This is a genomic window from Streptomonospora mangrovi (assembly GCF_027604915.1).
Lineage (GTDB): Bacteria > Actinomycetota > Actinomycetes > Streptosporangiales > Streptosporangiaceae > Streptomonospora > Streptomonospora mangrovi.
This window is the reverse complement of sequence record NZ_JAJAQC010000007.1, coordinates 33572-51437: the sequence shown is the minus strand read 5'-3', so window position 1 is coordinate 51437 and position 17866 is coordinate 33572. Positions and strand designations below refer to the sequence as shown.

The following is a 17866-nucleotide window of genomic DNA, read 5'->3' as shown; positions in this document are numbered from 1 at the left end:
GGGCGACTCACTTCCTCACGGGCGGCGCGGCCGGCGGCCGGGTCGGTGCGGTGTCGAGAAGGTCCAGCCAGTGGCCCACGGCGGCGGTGTGCTCGGCGCGCAGCCGCGCATCGGTGCGGGCCCGCTCCACCAGGCGCAGGGCCAGTTCCGCCTTCTCCGGCGCGGGGCCGCCCTCGCCCTGGGGGTCGGCGGTGCAGTGCAGCGTTCCGCCGGTGCCGACCAGGGTGATGTCGGCGGCCGCCCCCGGGACGGCGCGGCGGTAGGCCAGGTGCACCGTGCCCACGGCACCGCCCCAGCGGCCCACCCCCACCGCGGCGCTGCCGAAGGCCGGCACGACCGTGCCGCCGGTGCGCACCGGCACCGGCTCGTGGACGCCGTTGCGGGTCCAGGCCAGGGCGTCGGGCGGCCCGAGCAGGCGCACCAGCACCGACAGCACATAGGGCCCCAGGTCCCGCAGCACGCAGGAGTCGGGCCCGAAGAACCACGCGCGGTGGGGGTCGATGTGGCCGCGCCGCGCGGGCCCGGGCGCCAGGTAGCGCCCGTGGACCTCGGCCAGGGTGCCGATGGCCCCCTCGGCGAGGGCGGTGCGGGCGGCCGCGACCTCGGGGTGGTAGGGCGACACCGGCGCGGCGGCCAGGACGCGCCCCCGGCTCCGGGCGAGGTCGGACAGCTCGGCCCACTCCGCGGCGCTCGCCGCCGGCGGCTTCTCGGAGAACACGTCCCAGCCCGCCGCCAGCAGGCGGCGGGTCACCGCGCCGTGCGCCGAGCCGGGGACCAGGTTGAACGCCGTTCGCCGCGCCCCCTCGGGCGCCGGCAGGTCCGCCACCCGTTCCGCGATCCGCGCGCCGGGGAGCAGGCGGGCGGCGGCCGCGCGGCGCTCGGCGTCGGGTTCGGCCACACTGACCCGGGCGCCGGGCAGCGCGCGCACGTGAGGCGCGTAGAGGAGTTCGGCGATGCGGCCGAACCCCACCAGGGCGTAGTCGGCGCCCACGCCGGCGCCCGCCCCGGCGCTCACGCGGGCGCCCCGCTCAGCAGGCCCGCGACCTCGGCCAGCGAGCGCACGTGGCCGTGGGCGGTGTCGCGGCAGTCACCGAAGGGGCAGAAGTGGAGCGCAGCCATCCCGGCGGCGGTGGCGGCGGCGACGTCGTTGCGCACCGAGTCGCCGACGTGCAGGCAGCGCTCGGGGGCCACGCCCACGGCCTCGGCGGCGTGGCGGTAGATCCCCGGGTCGGGCTTGTGCACGCCGACCTCCGCGGAGTCCACCACCAGGCGCACCTCCACGCCCGCGCCGGGTCCCACCTGGCACACCCCCGCCCGCGCCAGGTGGGCCGCCGCCCCGCCCTCGGAGTTGGTGACCACCACCACGTGGGGCACCCGGGCGGCGCACGCGGTCAGCGCCGCGCGGACGGCGCGGGGGTCGCGGGGGACCCAGGGGCGGAACAGGACCACCTGGCGCAGTGCGTCCAGGCGCGCCCGCGCCCGGTCGAGGGGCACCCCGGCCGACACGGCGTAGCTCAGCACGAACGCGTCGTCGTCGTCGCCGGGCCCCAGGCCGGCGCCCACGGGGCCGTGGCGGTAGAGGGCGCGGTCGAAGGCGTCGTCGTCGGGCCGCACACCGCCCGCGCCCAGCGCGGCGCGCAGGGCGGCGGGGTCGGGGCGCAGCAGGACGCCGCCGGCGTCCAGCAGCAGGGCGTCCACACCGGTGGCGGGGATGGCGGTGGCGGCCGGTGCCGCCGGGGGGTGGGTCATGCCGACTCTCCCGTCGGTTGGGGGAGGGGTGCCGTCCGGTGCCGGTGGACGTCCCGCCGCGCGGTGCGCGGGCCGGCCCCGGTCAGCCGGTCGTAGACGGCGGCGGTCTGGGCCGCCATCCGCACTACCGTGTAGCGCCGCAGCACGGTGCGGCGGGCGGCCGCGCCCAGGCGCGCGGCCAGGTCGGGGTCGCCGGCCAGCCGGACCAGCGCCGCGGCGAGGGCGCCGACGTCGCCCGGCGGCACCAGCAGCCCGTCGCGGCCGTCGGTGACCATGTCGGCCAGCCCGCCCACGGCCGCGGCCACCACGGGGCGCCCCAGCCCCATGGCCTCGGCCACCGCCAGCCCGAACCCTTCGGTGAGGCTGGGGGCGACCACCGCGTCGGCGCGGGCCAGCACCCGCGCCATGGTGTCGGGCGGGTGCGGGCCGGCGAAGACCACGGTGTCGGCCAGGCCGAGGCGGCGGGCCTCCGCGCGGACGTGGCGGGCGTAGTCGGAGGGGCCGTCGGGGCCCACCACGACCACCCGCAGCCGGGGCAGGGCGGCGCGGGCCGCCGCGGCGGCGCGGACGAGTTCGAGGGTGCCCTTGGGCCGGTAGATGCGGCCCACGCTCAGCGCGACCCAGGAGTCGGCGGGCAGCCCCCACCCCGGCCCGTGGCCGTCCGGCGGGCGCGGCGGCGCCGCCGCCGGGGCCTCGACGCCGTGCTCGATGAGGTGGACCCGGTCGGCCGGGACCCCCTCGGCGAGCGCCCGGTCGCGGTAGAACCCGCTGGGGGCGATCACCGCGTCGGGCGCCAGCCGGCGGAACGCCAGCCGGGTGCGGCCGCGCCCGTAGGCGGCGGCCTGCGGGGCGTGCTCGTGGATGGTGGCGACCAGCGGCACGTCGTGGTGGTCGGCGATCATCCGGCCCAGCACGGCGGTCTCGATGCTGTTGGCGTGCACGATGTCGGGCGCCGCCGCGCCGGCCGCCGCCTCGGCGAGTTCGTCCAGCACGGCGAACTGCATGGACCGCCAGGCCACCCGGCGGGGGTCGGCCAGTTGGTCGGCGTAGCGGGTCAGCCGCAGCACCCCCGGGTGGTCGGCGGGCGCCGCGCCCGGCGGGGGCGCGGCGCGGCCGTCGGTGGCCACCGTGGTGGTCCAGCCGTACTCGCGGGTGTGCAGGAACAGCCGCCGCGCGTAGGTCTCGGCTCCGCCGGGCGAAGGGGGGTACCAGGGGGTGAGCAGCAGCGCGTGCGGCACGGGTCACTCCTCGGCGAAGGCGCTCAGCAGGTCGGCGCGGTGGGCGGCCAGGTAGGCGATGTCGGTCTCGTAGAGGTCGACGTGGCCCTCGGCGATGTGGGCCTGGAACGCGGCGCTGCCCCGCTCGGCCTCGGCGCGCATGAAGGCGATGAGGGCGCGCAGCCGCTCGGCCGCCGCGTCCAGCAGTTCGGCGTCGGCGGGGCGCCCGTAGGCGCGGCAGAACAGGGCGGCGCGCCGGCCCTGCTCGGCCACGGTGCCGTAGCTGTCGGGGTTGGTGGGGGCGTGCAGCGGGGCGAACCGGTAGACGGCGTAGGCGAGGTCCCACACGCGCGGGCCGGGGTGGGCGGCGTCGAAGTCGATGAAGGCGACCGCCCGGCCCTCGCGCACCACGCAGTTGTAGGGCGCGGTGTCGCCGTGGCAGACGACCTCGGCCGGGGAGCGCGGCGGCAGCAGCCACCGGTCCTCGGGCGCGGGGGCGAACCCGGTGGTGGCGTCGTGGAGGCGGCGCAGCAGCACGGCGGCCGAGGTCAGCAGTTCGGGGGTGCGCAGGTCGGGCGGCAGGGCCTCGTGCACGTCGCCGGGGACGTAGCTGAGCACCTCGCGGCCCTCGGCGTCGAAGCCCAGCGGCTCGGGGGCGCCCTCGAACCCCTGGTCGCGCAGGTGGCGCAGCAGCCGGTGGATGGCGGGCGCGGCCGCCGTGGCGGGGCGGTGCACGGCGTCGCCGACCCGCCGCACCACGTTCACGCCGCCGCGCAGTTCGTTGCCTTCGGTCATGTCGTCCTCGGCGTCCGGTTGTGAATGGGGTTCGCGGCGCCGCCGCCGGCCGTCCGCCTCACGCGCCCAGGGCCAGGGAGCGGGTCCCCGCCGGGGAGTAGGCGAAGGGCAGTTCGGCGGCGCCGAGCGCGGTCATGGTGGCACGGATGTCGGCCTGGCGGCCGGGTCTGCTGGACAGCAGCAGGAAGCCGCCGCCTCCGGCGCCCAGCAGCTTGCCGCCGTCGGCGCCGGCGGCGGTTCCGGCGCTGTAGAGGCGGTCGATCTCGGGGGTGGTGACCGCCGGGCTGAGGGCGCGCTTGTGCCGCCAGTGCGCGTCGAGCAGCGGGCCGATCCGCTCGGTGTCGCCGGCGGTGAACGCGGCGGTCATGGCGTCGGCGACCTCGCGGATGGCGTGCAGCGCCCGCACGGTGGCGCGGTCGCCCGCGTCGGTCCGGCCGGCCTGGGCGGCCAGGACGCCGCCGGCGTCGCGGGTGCGCCCGGTGTGGAAGAGCAGGAGCCGGTCGGCGATGTAGCCGACCACCTCCGGCGCGGGCTTGAGGGGCTCGGCGGTCACGCCCAGGTCGGTGCCGACGCGCAGGACGTGGGCGCCGCCCAGCGCGGCGAGGTAGTGGTCCTGCTTGCCCACGGGGCGGCCCAGCCGCTCCATCTCGACGGCGGCCGCCCGCTCGGCGAGCAGGCCGGCGTCCACCGCGCCGTGCGGTGCGCCCAGGCGGTGCAGGGCGTGCAGCAGCGACACCGTGTAGGCCGCCGATCCGCCCAGCCCGCTGCCCGGGGGCGCGTCGCCGAAGGAGGCGATCTGCACCCCGGAGTCCACCCCGTGGGCGGCCAGGGCCGCGCGGGTGAAGGGGTCGCTGAGGCCGGCCGCCGTGGGCGCCGTCTCGGTGCGCTCCAGGCACGCCCGCACCCCGCCGCCGAACATACGGGGGTGGGCGGCCACGGAGACGACCCGGTCGATCGCGAAGCCGACGACCAGCCCGCCGTGGACGCGGGCGTAGCTGGGCAGGTCGGTGCCCCCGCCGCCCAGGGACAGCCGCAGCGGGGTGGCCGCCAGGACGCCCGAGGTCACCGGGCCTCCGGCGCGGCGGCGTCCGCGGCGCCCTCGCGCGGTGCGGCGTCGGGGGCCGGACGCTCGGGCACCAGGGGGGCGGCGGCGGGGTCGGGCAGGGTCAGCGGCCCCCAGGCGCGGCACGTCATGCCGACGGGATCGGTGCCGTCGGTCTCGACCCGCACGAGCTGGCAGTTGCGCAGCCAGTTCTCGATGCCGTAGTCGGGGGCGAGGTTGGCGCACAGCGCGGGCACGAGGACCTGGAGCACCCCGCTGTGGGCCATCACGAGCACGGTGCCGCCGCGTTCGGCCGCGACGATCTCGGCGACCGCCGCCGTCGACCGGCCCAGCACCTCGTGGGCGTTCTCACCGCCGGGGCCGGCGGTGACGTCGTGCCGCGACTCCCGGGTCCAGGCCGCCCAGACCGAGTCCAGGTGGGCGAAGGCCGCGTCGTCGCTGCGCCCCTCCAGCTCACCCACCGACAGCTCGCGCAGCCCGTCGTGGGCGTGGACGGGCAGCCCCCGGGGCTCGGCCACGAACGCCGCCGTCTCCAGGGCGCGGCGCAGCGGACTGGAGTAGACGGCGGTGATGTCGAGGTCGGCGACGCTGCGCGCGAGTTCCCGGGCCTGGGCGCGGCCGGCGTCGCTCAGCGGCGGTCCGGGCGGCCGGGTGGACAGCCGCTTGACCGCGTTGTCGGCGGTTTCCCCGTGGCGGGTGAACAGCAGGGTGGTGAGCACGGGTGGTCTCCTTCCGCTAGGCGATGGCGTCGGTGGGGGTGCGCGGGGCGGCGCGGACGTCGGGCGGCAGGCCGGCGCCGCGCGCGGCCGCGGCGATGCCCGCCGGGGGGTGCCTGCGGTGGCGGTGGCGCAGCAGTTCGCGGCGCTGCTCGGCGAGCAGGTCGGCGGCGCGGTGGGTCCGCAGCGCCGCGACCGTGTGCCGGAGTTGGTCGGTGGAGAAGAACCCCGCCGCCACCAGCGCGCGGAACCGGGGGGCGTCCTTCAGCCGCCACCGCGGCACCGCCTCGGCCGCGCGCACCGGGGCGGTCATGTCCAGCTCCAGGTCGAGGGTGTCGATGCCCCACGGGGTGCGGCGGGCGGGCAGTTGGAAGTTGAGGTACCAGGCGACGGGGCGGCCGGTGGGCAGCACGAGCAGGCCCAGGGCGTACCACCGGTCCGGCTCGACGACGTAGACGAGGTCGTGGGTGGTCCACGGGCGCGCCGCCAGGTGCCACCGGTCGGGGCCGAGCCGCAGGAGCGCGCCGTCGGCGGCGGTGGGGGCGAGCCAGTGGGAGCCGGCGCTGATGCGCACCACCGCGCCGTCCGGGGTGTCGCCCAGGACGGTGACGGGCACCAGCGACCAGGTGCGGCCGCGCACCGCGTGGCGCAGCAGGATCTGGGCGCCCTCGGCCCACGCGCCCCTCACGGCAGCAGGTCCGCGAGGACGCCCACGTCGGCCAGGACGGCGGTGCCGGCCAGGTCGGCGGGGTCGGCGCGGCGGTACTGGTCGGCGCCGCGCCCGGTGAGCACCAGCGCGGTGGCGGTGCCGGCGCTGCGGCCGGCGTCGACGTCGGTGAGCGCGTCGCCAACGGTGTAGGAGCGGCCCAGGTCGAGGCCGAGGTCGCGCGCCGCCCGCAGCAGCATCCCGGGCCGGGGCTTGCGGCAGGGGCAGCCGTCGGCGGGGGAGTGCGGGCACAGGTAGGAGGCCGAGACGGCGGCGCCCAGCAGCCGCAGGGCGTGGCGGTGCACCGCGACGATGTGGTCGAGCGGGGCGCCGTCGCGGCCCACCACGGCCTGGTTGGTGACCACCACGGCGGCGTAGCCCGCCGAGGTGATCCGCCGCACCGCCGCGCGGGCGCGCGGCAGCACCTCCACGTCGGGGAAGTCGCGCACGTGGTCGGCGCGGTTGGCGATGAGGACGCCGTCGCGGTCGAGGAACACGGCGCGCCCGGTGGGGCAGGGCCGCAGCGGGCCGACCGCCACCGGCCCGCGCGGCACGGCGGTCACCGCGTGGCCCCGGCGCCCGCACCGGGGGCCTGGCGCACGCCCGCGCCGGCGGCGGCGCGAAGCCGGGCGGCGGCGTCGCGCGGGTCCACCGGGGTGAAGAACAGGCCGGTGGCGGTCTCGGCGGCGCCGAGCACCCGCAGCCGGCCGGGGGCGCGCAGCAGGCCGGCGATGTCGGCGTAGAGGTGCGCCGGCCGGTCGAGGTCCTGGCGGATGGAGAGGTGGTAGGGCATGGCGGTGCCGAAGAGGCCGTCGAGCCGCCGGACGGCGTCGCGCAGCGCCGCCGCGAGGTCGCGGCGCTCGGCGGCGTCGAGGTCGGGCAGCGCGCCGACGTGGCGGCGCGGGGCCAGGCGCAGCATATAGGGGGCGGTCGGGCCTTCGGGCACCAGGATGTGCCAGCGGCCGTGGCCGGTGACCGCGAGCGCCGGGTCGGGCGGGGCGCAGCCGGGGCAGTCGGCGCCCGGCGGGGGCGGGTCGAGCGGGGGGAGGGCGAACACCTGGCTGTGGGGGTGGGCGACCGTGGCGCCGGCGGCGGCGCCGCGGTTCTCGAACACCAGGACGCAGCCCACGCCGGGCAGGGCCGCGTGCGCGCGGGTGGTGGCGGCCCACAGGTCCACCACGGCGGCGGTGGAGGCGGCGGGGATGGTGCCGAAGTCGCCGTCGTGGTCGCGGTCGTGGACGACGACCGTGGAGCGGCCCGCCGGCAGCGGCGGCCACCGGTTGGGAAACGCGTAGGGGGCGGCGTAGGCGGGAGGCGCCTCGCGGCCGGAGGGGCAGAAGGGGCAGTCGGGGCCGTCGGCGGGCCGGTGGTTGCGGTGCGCGGCGATGTAGCCGCCGCGGCGCGACCAGGGATCGCGCACCCAGGCGGGCTCGGGGGCGGTCAGGGGGGTCACGGCCGGGCCTCCCGGACGTCGAGGGAGCGGCGGGCGGTGCGGCGGAGGGGGTGGGGGCGGCCGATGGGGCGGCGGTGCGGGGCGGGATGGTCGCGGTCGCTGACTGGGGGTCGTCGGACTGCCGTGGGCACGGCGGCCACCTCGTCTTCCTCGGTCGGCGTGCGCGGCACGGCGGCGCCGGTCCGTCGTGGTCGAATGCGGTGTCGGCCCGTGATTCGGCGGCCTGGACCGGGACTGCTCCTGAACGCCAGAAAAATGTCTACCGAGACCCGTTCGTGATGTCAAGGAGCGGCCAAAACCCTCAGTTGCAATGACCGGATCCGGACGGCGAAGATCATTTGCGGGAGGTGCGGGCGTATTTCCGCAAAACCGGTTTATCTGGGCAGGTCGGCGGGTGATTCCGGGTCAACCCTCCGTTCCGCCCGCCGCGGTGCCCGCCGTCCGGCCTTGCGCGCGGTCAAGATCCTGACCTGGTGCTTTCCCGGGTGCCGTAGGTTTTCTCCGGATCCCCGATGTGCGGCGTAGCCGGGTTGACACCCCTGAAGCGGCCCGCCTACGCTCGGCGGCGAGTTGCGCGCCAGTCCGATTCCGCGTTCGACGCCAAACCCGACCGAAAGACGACGCTCGCCGACTCCCCGGGCGATTGTCCGATTCCCGGCGTCATTGGACCCACCTCCTGTTCCCAGCGCCATTTCCGCGCATTCCCTCTGGTCTCCTGGAGTCCGCCGTGAAGATCGCCGCGTCCGCGGAGCCGAACGAATCCCTGCGCGAGATCCGCGGCAGCGTCCACGACTATGTCGGCGACCTGCGCGGCGCGCTCGACCAGTTGCCCACTGGCGACGTCGCCGAGTTCATCGCCGAACTGACCGACCCGCTGCTGGAGGGGCGCCGCGTGTTCGTCGCGGGCAACGGCGGCAGCGCCACCACCGCCTCGCACATGGCCGCCGACCTCTCCGCCGCCGTGGACCGCCACCGCGGCATCGGCGCCGGCCACATCCACTGCCTCAGCGACAGCGTGGCCCGGATCACCGCCATCGCCAACGACTTCTCCTACGACGACGTCTTCTCCCTGCAACTGCGCTCGCTGGCCGCCGAAGGCGACGTCCTGGTGCTGATCAGCATCAGCGGCACCTCCCGCAACGTGCTGCTCGCGGCCGAGGCCGCCCGCAAGATCGGCGTGCGGGTGCTGGCGATGGTCGGCCGCGAGAGCGACCTGTCGCGGCTGAGCGACCGCGCCCTGGCGATGGGGGCCGGCGACTACGGAATCGGCGAGGACCTGTGCCTGGCGGTCAACCACATGGCCGCCCGGGTCCTGCGCCGCACGCGTGCGGTGACCGTGGCCGAGGCCGCGCGGCCCCCCGCACCGCCGCTGCCGTCCCCCTCGGCGGCCCGGTGACCCCGCCCGCCCCTGCCCGCCCCTGCCCACACCGCCCGCATCCCCGCACCCTGGAGAACCCGTGCGCGTTGTCATCACCGGCGGAGCCGGGTTCATCGGCTCGCACCTCACCGAGGCCGTCCTCGCGGCCGGCCACGAGGCCGCCGTCATCGACGACTACTCGACCGGCCGCCGGCGCAACCTGGACGCGGTGCGCGACTCGCCCCGCCTCAGCCTGCACCACCTGGACGTCAGCTCGCCCGAGGCGGCCGAGGTGGTGCGCGGCTTCCGCCCGGACGCGCTGCTGCTGCTCGGCGCGCAGATGAGCGTGAAGACCTCGATGCGCGACCCGCTGCTGGACGCGCGCGTCAACGTGCTGGGCCTGGTCAACCTGCTGGCGGCCGCCGCGGACAGCGGCACGCGCCGGGTGGTGTTCGCCTCCAGCGGGGGCACCGTCTACGGCGCGGTGCCGCCCGAGCGCCTGCCGCTGACCGAGGACCTGCCCCACCGCCCGCTGTCGTTCTACGGGCTGACCAAGTCGGTCGCCCACGAGTACCTGCGGATCTACCGGGAGCAGTACGGCATCGACCACGTGGCGCTGGCCCTGGGCAACGTCTACGGGCCGCGCCAGGATCCCCTGGGCGAGGCCGGCGTGATCAGCATCTTCGCCCAGCGGATGCTGCGGGGGCGGGAGTGCGTGGTCAACGGCGACGGCCGCACCACGCGCGACTACGTCTACGTCGCCGACGTCGTCCGCGCCTTCCTCGCCGCGCTGGAGCGCGGCAGCGGACCGGTGAACCTCGGCACCGGGATCGAGACCTCCGTCCTGGACGTGCTGGGCGAACTGGCCAGGTGCCTCGGCACCGAACCGGTGGTCCGGCACGGCCCGGCGCTGGCGGGCGAGGTCCGCCGCGTGTGCCTGAGCCCGCGCCGGGCCGAGGAGCAGTTGGGCTGGCGGCCCTCGGTCGCCCTGCCCGAGGGCATCGCGGCACTGGTCGCCCACCTGCGCGAGGAGGACGCCCGTGCGCCGCTCCACTGACCCGGCCGGCGGGGCGGACGGGGTCGGCGCGGCGGTGGGGCCCGGCGCCCGCGCGGCCGAGCCGGCCGTGCCCGCCGCGTGCCGGCCGCGCGTCGGCGCGGCCGTCATGCACCACCCCGCGCGCGAGCGGTTCCTGCCCGACCTGCTGGAGCGCTGCCGCCCGCTCACCGCGCGGCCCGTCGCCGACCCCGACCCCGGCGGCCCGCCCAGCCCGCTGCGGACCGCCAAGCGCGCGTGGGCCGCCGTGGCACCGGAGTCCACCCACCACCTCGTCCTCCAGGACGACGTCGTGCCCGTGGCCGGCTTCGCCCGGCACGTCACCGCCGCCGTCGCGCGGCGCCCCGAGGCCGCCATCGCCCTGCACGTCATGTGGAACGCGCCCATCAACGCCTACCTGGCCCGGCGCGCCGCGACCGCCGGCTCGGCGTGGGCGCAGTTGAGCCTGCACGAGTACGTGCCGTGCCAGGGGCTGGTGCTGCCCGCCGGCCGCGCGCACCGGCTCGCGGCGTTCCTCCAGGGCTTCCCCGACTCCCTGAAGGCCGACGACGAACTGGTCAAGCGGTTCTGCAAGGAGGACGGGCTGGAGGTGTGGGCGGTGCTGCCGCACCTGGTGGAGCACCGCACCGTGCCCAGCCTCGCGGGCAACGACGACGACGGCGTGCGGACGGGGGCGGTGCCGTTCGGCGCCACCGGAGGGCACACGCCTGCCGCGCCGGGCGCGGGCCGGCGCCCGCCCAGGGCGGACGCGGTGCCCGACTTCGGGCTGCGGCTGCGGCGTTCGGAATGCCGGATCCGCCCGCTGCCGCGCGACGTGCGCGCCGACTTCGGCTGGATCCCGGACCAGCCGTGGCGGTGCGCGGTGGACGGCCTGGGGGTGTCCGCCGACCAGGTGCTGGCCGGGTTCGGCGACGCGGCGCGCCGCTGCCTCGCCTCGGTGCCGGGGCCGCCCCGGTGGGTCGCCCAGGAGCTGTGGGCCTACGCCTGGCTGATGGGCGCCGAGGCCGCGCGCGGCGGCCCGTTCGAGACCGGCGCCCGGGCGGCGGCCCTGCGTGATGCGGCCCTGGGCACCCTGGCCGGGTCGGGGCTGCTGCCCCGGCACGCCGCGGCCATGACCCCCGACGCCGAGCGCGCCCACGCCCGCCTGGCCGCGGCGGCGGTTGAGGCGGGCGCGCGGGCCGTGGTCGACGCCGGCTTTGCGACGGCCGGCCCGCCCGCGGAGTCCCAGCGGAGGAGGCCGCGGTGATCGTCCTGGTCGTGCGCGACATCAGCCCCGGCGCGGTGGGCGGCGCGGTCCTGCGCAACCGGGCGCTGCTGGCGGCGCTGCGCGCCGTCGCCGACGTCCGTGTGGTGCCGGTGGCCACCGGGGAGCCCCGGCCGGCGGACGCACCACCGCCTCCCGACCTCGGGTTCCGCGACCCGTTCGCCGCCGACCACCACCCGGTGGTCGCCGCGCGGCTGGCGGAGCTGGTGCGCCGACCCGAGGTGGAGGCGGTCGTCGTCAGCGAGTCGCGGCTGCACCGCTACTTCCGGATCGCGGTGGAGGCCGGGTGCACCGCCGTGCTGGACCTGCACGACGCGGAGTCGCTGCTGTGGGCGGAGGCGGCCGAGGACCCCCGGCTCTCCGCCGAGGTGCGCGCGCGGGTCAGGCGCGAGCACGACGTGGCGGCGCTGCGCGCCATCGAGTCCTACGCGGCCCGGCACGCGGCCGTGGTCACGTTCGTCTCCCTTGAGGACGAGGAGCGGTACCGCGCCCAGTACCGGCCGGCCGCCGCCACCGCCGTGGTGCCCAACAGCGTGCGGGTGCCCGCGCCTCCGCCCGAGCGGCTGCGGCGCCCGCTGCCCGGACCCCGGCTGCTCTTCCTCGGCCACCTCGGGTACATCCCCAACGCCGACGCGGTCGACCGGTTGACCCGGGACATCTTCCCGGCCGTCCGCGCGGCGTTCCCCGACGCCGCCCTGACCGTCGCCGGGCGGGTGCCGGGCAAGGGGCGGACCCGGTCCTCGCCCGGTGCGGGGACGACACTGCTGGAGAACCCCGCGGAGGTCGAGCCGCTGTTCGACGGCACCGCGCTGGTGGTGCCGCTGGCCCTGGGCAGCGGCACCCGGCTGAAGATCCTGGAGGCGTTCGCGGCGGGCGTGCCGGTGCTGTCGACCGCCAAAGGCGCCGAGGGGCTCGACGCGGTGGCGGGGACGCACTACCTCGGGGTCGGCCTGGACCCGGAATCCCACGTGCGCGCGGTCGCCGACCTGCTCGGCGACCCGGCGGCCGACCTGCGCCGCCGGGCCGCGGCCTACGACCTGGTGCGGGACCGCTACTCCTGGAGCGCTCTGGAGGAGCCGGTGCGCGCCCTGCTCGACCGGCTCCGCGGGCGGCGGGCCGGCTACTCGCCCCAGCGCAGGTAGACGATGGGCGCCTCACGCCCGTGGACGGGCAGGCGGCGGAGCCGGACGGTGTCGGCGCCCAGGGTCTCGCGCAGGGCGGCGGTCTCGCCGGGCCACTTGGGGTGGGCGAGTTCGTCGAAGGCGATCACGCTGCCCTGGGTGAGATAGGGCCGAACGGCGGAGAGGACGGCGCGGGTGGGCTCGTAGATGTCGAGGTCGAAATAGGCGAGCGCGACAACGGTGTGCGGATTGTCGGCGAGATAGGCCGGAACGGTTTCCCGGACGTCTCCTTCGACCGCGAACGTCCGCTGGATGTGCGCGAGCGGTTCCAGCGACTCGTGGGCGGCGATGACCTCGCGCAGGTGGCCGAGATAACCCTCGGGAGTGGCGAACCGGCCCGGGTCGGCGCTCGGGCTCACCCGGTCGATATCGGCGAGGTCGGGAAATCCGGTGAAGGTGTCGAAACCGATGATGCGGCGGGTGGAGTTGTAGGGCTCGTAAAGCCCCCGAAGGGCGGTGAGAGTGGCGAGGTGGCGGCCGTGGAAAACCCCGAACTCCATGAACTCACCGGGAACGTCCATGGCCATCCGGTAGAGGGCGTCCATGGACAGCAGGTCGGCGAGGGTGTGCCGGCGCGTGTACAGGCCGAGGTTGTCCAGCAGGTAATTCGCGGGAACCGGGGAATCGGCGAGAAGTTCGGCGAGCCGCTCCCGCGCGCCGCGTTCGTACTCGGATTCGTGGGGAAGCGTCCGTGGGTCCTTGTGCCGTTCCTCGGCCATGGGCGACCTCTCCCTTTTCGTCGAGCAGGACGGTTTTCCCGCGCGCGTTTCGCAGTGCAAATTTAGTCCATCCGGACAACCCCCGGCAATGGGCGGCGCACAGGAGAAAGAGTCGGAAAAAGTGCGGTTTCACCTGCGGCATATGCCGGCTCCGCCATGCCCAGTTTCTTTTGCCGTGGACCGCGTCAGGGCGGGTCGGTGGCCGCGCGCGGCTGCGGGCGCCGGTGCCAGACCTCCTCGACGGCGTCGAGGACCCGGTCCCAGGGCGGGGTCCGCCGCTCCGCGGGGGCATCGGGGTCGAACAGCACCCGCGCGCCCATCGACCGCAGCGCGGCGATGCTCGGCTCGACGGCGGCGTGCCGGGCCAGCGGCGCGTTGACGTGGGGCACAGCCACGGTGGGGACCCCGTAGCCGAGCATCTCGCAGACCACTGCGACCGCCATGGTGTCGGCGAATCCGGCGGCGATCTTGTTGAGCGAGTTGAAGGTGAGGGGGCAGGCCAGCAGGGCGTCTGGCGGGACGAGGCGCTGCCCGGTGCCCGGGCGGCGGAAGTCGACGCGCGGCGCGGCCCCGGTGAGGCGCTCCAGTTCGTCGGGATCGTGGAACCGGGTGCCCATGGGCGTCGAGATCACGGTGACGGCCCAGCCCCGGCGCTGCGCCTCGGCCACCAGGCGGGCCACCGGGGCGTCCCGCGCGGGGGCGCCGGTCACGACCAGGTACAGGGCTCGTTCGTCCATGCGGGCAGTCTAGGAGCGGGGCGGCGTACGAGCCGGGCGGGACCGGGGCGCGGGAGCAGGCGTCGGCGCCGGCCACGCCGGCCCGGCGCGTGTCCCGACCGTGCTCCCGGCCGCTACGCGCGCGGGAAGGGCCGGTTGTGCGTCGGCGGGGCGCTCGCTACGCCGCGCTAGGCGCGCGGATGGGGCTCCATCGCCGACTTCGAGCCGATCGTGAAGAGGACCGCTCCGCTACGCGCGCGGGGAGGGCTCGGGCTTGGTGGCCGCGAGGCCAAGTTGGAGCCGGGTGAGCTTGTCGTGGGCCAGGGTGCCCGGTTCCGCGCTGAGCAGCACCACGCGCAGGCCGGTGCCGGGCACGGTGAGCGTCTGGCAGTCGAGGTCGAGCACCCCGAGGTCGGCGTGGTCGACCCGCTTGCGCAGCGTCGCGCGCGGCCGGACGTCGTGCCGCCGCCACCGCGCCGCGAAGGCGGGCGACCACTCGGCGAACTCGCCGACCAGCCGGCGCAGCGCGAGGTCGTGGGGGCGCCGGGCCAGCGCCTCGCGCGATTCGGCCGCCGCCTGGGCCTCGAACCCGCCCGCCGCCTCCGGGGGAGCCGAGCACACCGCCCGGCCCGCGCCCATGGCCAGCCGCAGCACGTTGCGCTCGGCCGGGGGCAGCGCGCCGAAGTCGGTGATCAGCGCCGCCGCCAGGCCGTTCCAGGCCACGATGTCGTGGCGGGCGTCGCACACGTAGCCGGCGACCGGGCCGAGCCGGTCCAGCAGGGCGGACACCCCCGGCGGGACCCGGTCGGCCGGGTCGGGCGGCGCGGGCGGCGCGTGCCCGGCGAGCCGGGACAGGTGCGCCCGTTCGGCCTCCGACAGCCGCAGCGCCCGGCCGACCGCGTCGACCACCTGCGGCGAGGGGCGCGGCGCCCGCGCCTGCTCCAGCCGCTCGTAGTAGTTCACCGAGACGCCCGCGAGGTCGGCGACCTCCTCACGCCGCAGCCCCGGCGTGCGCCGGGCGCGCCCGCCCGCGTGGTCGGGGAGGCCGACGTCGGCCGGGCGCAGGGCCTCGCGGCGGGCGCGCAGGAACCCGCCGAGTTCTCGCTTGTCCACGCCCCCAGCCTGGCACACGCGCGGTCGGCGAACCACGGACCGGTGGTCAGGGGACGACGCTGCCGTTCCGCCGCGCGGCGGACCCGGCGAACCTGGCAGGCGACGGACCGACACCGGAGGTGGGAGATGGACCGATCACCCGAAGGGGTGTTCCGGCGGCTGCTGGAGCTGCTGGTCGCCAAGGACATGGCCGGCATCGCGGAGCTGTGGGCGCCGGACGGGACGGCCGAGTTCCCGTTCGCCGAGGCCGGGGCGCCCACCCGCCTGAGCGGGCGCGCGGCCGTCCGCGACTACCTGGCCGGCTACACCGACGTGTACGACGTCACCGGGGTGGCGGCGGTGCGGGTGCACCGCACCGGGGACCCCGAGACCGTCGTCGCCGAGTTCAGCGCCGAGGGCCGGACGGTGCGCACGGGCGCGCCCTACCGGATGGACTACATCACCGTGGTCACGGTCCGGGACGGGCTGATCGCCGAGTACCGCGACTACTGGAGCCCCGTCCAGGCGGCGCGCGCCGGCGGGGCGCTGGAGGCGCTGCGGAAGGGGCTGGGGCAGTGACGATCCTGGTCACGGGCGCTACCGGCAACACCGGCCGCCCTCTCGTCGCGGCGCTGCGGGAGCGCGGCGCCGACGTCCGCGCGGCCGCCCGCCGGCCCGGCCCCGGCGGCGTGCCGTTCGACTGGGCGGACCCGCGGACGCACACCCCGGCGCTCGCCGGCGCCGAGGCGGTGTACCTGGTGCCGCCGCCGCTGACGCTGGACCCCATGCCGCTGGTCGGGCCGTTCCTGGCGGCCGCGCGGGCCGCCGGGGTGCGGCGCGTGGTGCTGCTGGGCTCGCTGGCGGAGCTGCCGGGCGCCCCGGGGGTCGCGGAGCTGGGCCGGGCCGTGCGGTCGTTCCCGGAGTGGGTGGTGCTGCGGCCGTCGGGGTTCATGCAGAACTTCACCGGGGCGCACCCGGTGGCGGCGGGGATCCGGGAGCGCGGCGAGATCCGCTCGGCGACCGGCCAGGGGCGGCTCGGCTGGATCGACGCCGCCGACATCGCGGCCGTGGCCGCGGAGGTGCTGTCGGCGCCGGGGCCGGTGGCCGGCGAGCACGTGCTGACCGGGCCGGAGGCGTTGGGGTACACGGAGGCGGCGGCGGTCATCGCCGAGGTCACCGGCCGCCCGGTGCGCCACACGCCCGCCCCGGTGGCCGAACTGGTCGCGCGCAACGTGGCCGCGGGCATGCCCGAGCCCTTCGCCGCGGCGCTGGTCGGGGTGGACACCGCCATCGCCGAGGGCCGCGAGGACCGCGTCACCGACACCGTCCACCGCCTGACCGGCCGCCCGCCCCGCCCCTTCCGGGACTTCGCCAGCGCCCACCGGACGGAGTGGACCACGCCCTGACCACCCCGGACGGCCCGCCCCGCGACGGGCGGCCCGCCCGGAGGAGCCCGGACCACGGCGGAGGGCGCCACGGGACCCCGGTTCCCCGGCCCCGAGGACACCGCCCGGCGGAGCCCGGACCACGGCGGGGGGCGCCACGGGACCCCGGTTCCCCGGCCCCGAGGACACCGCCCGACAGAGCCGGCGACTACGGTGGCGGTGGCGGTGGAGGGGCGTTGGGAACCATCGGTCCTCCACGAACCGCGCCCCCCGGTTCGCCGGCGGCTTCGGCGGCGGAAGGCGGTCTGCGCACATGGAGAGCCGAAGCGGTTTCACCGCGGCGGACAAGCGGGCGGTGCGGGGCTCGGCGGTCCTCGGGTGGATCCTCATCGTCATCGGTGGTGCGGTGGCCGTGCCCGTGGTGCAGATGGGGATCTCGGCCGCCGTACTCGACCTGCACGGCGTGGGGGCCGCGTCGTCCAGTGTGTCCGGCGGTTTCTACCTGGCCCTCGGCGTTCACGTCGGGCGGCCGTGGTCACCGCTGAGCAGAGGCGGGGAGCGGGTCGTCGTCGGCTGCGCGTGCGTGCTCCTGCTCGTGGCCGTGCTCCTGGTGTCGGCCGCGTCATGGCTGTACTGGCAAGGGCTCCTCGGCGGGCAGTCCGACTACGCCGTCATCACCTTCCCCATGGGTGCGGGCGTCATGCTCATGGTCTCCACGGCGGTCGTCTGCCAGGCGCGCGGCGTCCTGCCGTAGGCGCGCCGCGTGACCGTTTGTGGACAGTGGTCCACGTCACACTCGCCGCCTGCCCGCCAAGATCCACATGGTCGCCCAACTGCGCGGGCCGCCCCGTTGATCTCCGCCGCCGCGCAAACGGCGGCCCTCGCGCGGGGCGCGGCCGGTGTTGCATGCTGCGAGCACGGCGCGCGGCCGGTGCCGGGCACGGCTTCCGGTCCCCGCGAGCGCCGTCCGCGGACCCCGCAGGAGGCGGGGCCGTGGCAGCCCGGACAGCCGATCGCCGCGGCCGTGCAGCCCGGCGGAGGGGAGTGGCGGCCGCGATGTCGACGTGGGACCTGCGAACCGGCGACGTCTTCCGGGTGCTGGAGACCGTCGCCGGCCACATCGGCGACGAGGCGGGCACCGAAGGGCTGAGCCTGCACGCCAAGTCGCTGGAGACGGCCGTCAACGACGCCAACGACGCCGCCGCCAGCGCGCCGATCGGAACCGCGCTCCAGGAGTTCTCCGGCCACTGCTTCGGCCTGGTCGGAGACATGATCGGCCGCGGCTCCAGCGGCGTCACGGGCGCGGGCAACGCGACCCGCCACTACATCAACGGAAACCTGGAGATGGCTGCCGAGGCCCAGGCCAACGCCGGCAGCGTCGAGGACTGACCACCGCGCC

Annotated in this window: 20 protein-coding genes; 8 read left to right on the top strand and 12 right to left on the bottom strand. The window is 77.1% G+C overall.

Annotation, left to right across the window (positions count from 1 at the left end):
• Positions 1-7 precede the first annotated feature (7 nt).
• The 9 genes from LG943_RS05535 to LG943_RS05495 are packed head-to-tail and all read right to left on the bottom strand — an operon-like array spanning position 8 to position 7699.
• Positions 8-1015, bottom strand: coding sequence for a Gfo/Idh/MocA family protein (locus LG943_RS05535; protein WP_270071088.1), 1008 nt, complete (start codon positions 1013-1015; stop codon positions 8-10).
• Positions 1012-1749, bottom strand: coding sequence for an HAD family hydrolase (locus tag LG943_RS05530; protein ID WP_270071087.1), 738 nt, complete (start codon positions 1747-1749; stop codon positions 1012-1014). The genes LG943_RS05535 and LG943_RS05530 overlap by 4 nt, the downstream gene beginning before the upstream one ends.
• Entirely contained in the window at positions 1746-2987 is a 1242-nt protein-coding gene (locus tag LG943_RS05525) for a glycosyltransferase family 4 protein (RefSeq protein ID WP_270071086.1), read from the bottom strand. Before LG943_RS05525 ends, LG943_RS05530 begins: the two co-directional genes overlap by 4 nt.
• A gap of 3 nt (positions 2988-2990) precedes the next feature.
• A complete protein-coding gene (locus LG943_RS05520; protein WP_270071085.1) occupies positions 2991-3761 on the bottom strand; it encodes a phosphotransferase in 771 nt (256 codons plus the stop codon).
• Positions 3762-3819: 58 nt separating this feature from the next.
• Complete coding sequence (locus LG943_RS05515; RefSeq protein ID WP_270071084.1) at positions 3820-4827, bottom strand: GHMP family kinase ATP-binding protein; 1008 nt, start codon at positions 4825-4827, stop codon at positions 3820-3822.
• Positions 4824-5543, bottom strand: coding sequence for a histidine phosphatase family protein (locus tag LG943_RS05510; protein WP_270071083.1), 720 nt, complete (start codon positions 5541-5543; stop codon positions 4824-4826). Before LG943_RS05510 ends, LG943_RS05515 begins: the two co-directional genes overlap by 4 nt.
• A gap of 16 nt (positions 5544-5559) precedes the next feature.
• Positions 5560-6228: a DUF402 domain-containing protein gene (locus LG943_RS05505; protein WP_270071082.1), complete on the bottom strand. Its 669-nt coding sequence runs from the start codon at positions 6226-6228 to the stop codon at positions 5560-5562.
• On the bottom strand, positions 6225-6800 hold the full coding sequence (locus LG943_RS05500; RefSeq protein WP_270071081.1) for a D-glycero-alpha-D-manno-heptose-1,7-bisphosphate 7-phosphatase: 576 nt from the start codon (positions 6798-6800) through the stop codon (positions 6225-6227). Before LG943_RS05500 ends, LG943_RS05505 begins: the two co-directional genes overlap by 4 nt.
• Before the next feature lie 5 nt (positions 6801-6805).
• The gene (locus tag LG943_RS05495) at positions 6806-7699 is read right to left on the bottom strand and encodes an HIT family protein (protein WP_270071080.1); all 894 of its coding nucleotides are present in this window, start codon (positions 7697-7699) and stop codon (positions 6806-6808) included.
• Positions 7700-8426: 727 nt separating this feature from the next.
• Between LG943_RS05495 and LG943_RS05490 the strand changes: the two genes are divergently transcribed.
• From LG943_RS05490 to LG943_RS05475, 4 genes are all read left to right on the top strand, one after another.
• Positions 8427-9095: a D-sedoheptulose-7-phosphate isomerase gene (locus LG943_RS05490; protein ID WP_270071079.1), complete on the top strand. Its 669-nt coding sequence runs from the start codon at positions 8427-8429 to the stop codon at positions 9093-9095.
• A 61-nt stretch (positions 9096-9156) separates the two neighbouring features.
• On the top strand, positions 9157-10113 hold the full coding sequence (locus tag LG943_RS05485; protein WP_270071078.1) for an NAD-dependent epimerase/dehydratase family protein: 957 nt from the start codon (positions 9157-9159) through the stop codon (positions 10111-10113).
• Positions 10097-11356, top strand: a complete 1260-nt coding sequence (locus tag LG943_RS05480; RefSeq protein ID WP_270071077.1) for a hypothetical protein — start codon at positions 10097-10099, stop codon at positions 11354-11356. Before LG943_RS05485 ends, LG943_RS05480 begins: the two co-directional genes overlap by 17 nt.
• The gene (locus LG943_RS05475) at positions 11353-12516 is read left to right on the top strand and encodes a glycosyltransferase (RefSeq protein ID WP_270071076.1); all 1164 of its coding nucleotides are present in this window, start codon (positions 11353-11355) and stop codon (positions 12514-12516) included. Before LG943_RS05480 ends, LG943_RS05475 begins: the two co-directional genes overlap by 4 nt.
• On the opposite strand, the gene LG943_RS05470 is transcribed toward LG943_RS05475, so the two are convergent.
• From LG943_RS05470 to LG943_RS05460, 3 genes are all read right to left on the bottom strand, one after another.
• On the bottom strand, positions 12495-13274 hold the full coding sequence (locus tag LG943_RS05470) for a class I SAM-dependent methyltransferase (RefSeq protein ID WP_270071075.1): 780 nt from the start codon (positions 13272-13274) through the stop codon (positions 12495-12497). The two genes, LG943_RS05475 and LG943_RS05470, sit on opposite strands and share 22 nt — an antisense overlap.
• Before the next feature lie 185 nt (positions 13275-13459).
• Positions 13460-14011 carry a flavoprotein gene (locus LG943_RS05465; RefSeq protein WP_270071074.1) on the bottom strand — a complete coding sequence of 184 codons (552 nt, stop codon included), beginning with the start codon at positions 14009-14011 and terminating at the stop codon, positions 13460-13462.
• Between the two features lie 228 nt (positions 14012-14239).
• Positions 14240-15103 carry a helix-turn-helix transcriptional regulator gene (locus tag LG943_RS05460; RefSeq protein WP_270071073.1) on the bottom strand — a complete coding sequence of 288 codons (864 nt, stop codon included), beginning with the start codon at positions 15101-15103 and terminating at the stop codon, positions 14240-14242.
• A gap of 126 nt (positions 15104-15229) precedes the next feature.
• Here LG943_RS05460 and LG943_RS05455 point away from each other — a divergent pair, with 126 nt between their 5' ends.
• The 4 genes from LG943_RS05455 to LG943_RS05440 all read left to right on the top strand — a co-directional run bounded on the left by LG943_RS05455 (position 15230) and on the right by LG943_RS05440 (position 17856).
• Positions 15230-15661 (top strand): nuclear transport factor 2 family protein, encoded by a 432-nt coding sequence (locus LG943_RS05455; protein ID WP_270071072.1) that lies wholly within the window; start codon positions 15230-15232, stop codon positions 15659-15661.
• On the top strand, positions 15658-16488 hold the full coding sequence (locus LG943_RS05450) for an NAD(P)H-binding protein (RefSeq protein ID WP_270071071.1): 831 nt from the start codon (positions 15658-15660) through the stop codon (positions 16486-16488). The genes LG943_RS05455 and LG943_RS05450 overlap by 4 nt, the downstream gene beginning before the upstream one ends.
• Positions 16489-16780: 292 nt before the next feature.
• Positions 16781-17221 (top strand): hypothetical protein, encoded by a 441-nt coding sequence (locus LG943_RS05445; protein ID WP_270071070.1) that lies wholly within the window; start codon positions 16781-16783, stop codon positions 17219-17221.
• Between the two features lie 302 nt (positions 17222-17523).
• Entirely contained in the window at positions 17524-17856 is a 333-nt protein-coding gene (locus tag LG943_RS05440) for a DUF6507 family protein (protein WP_270071069.1), read from the top strand.
• Positions 17857-17866: the final 10 nt, after the last annotated feature.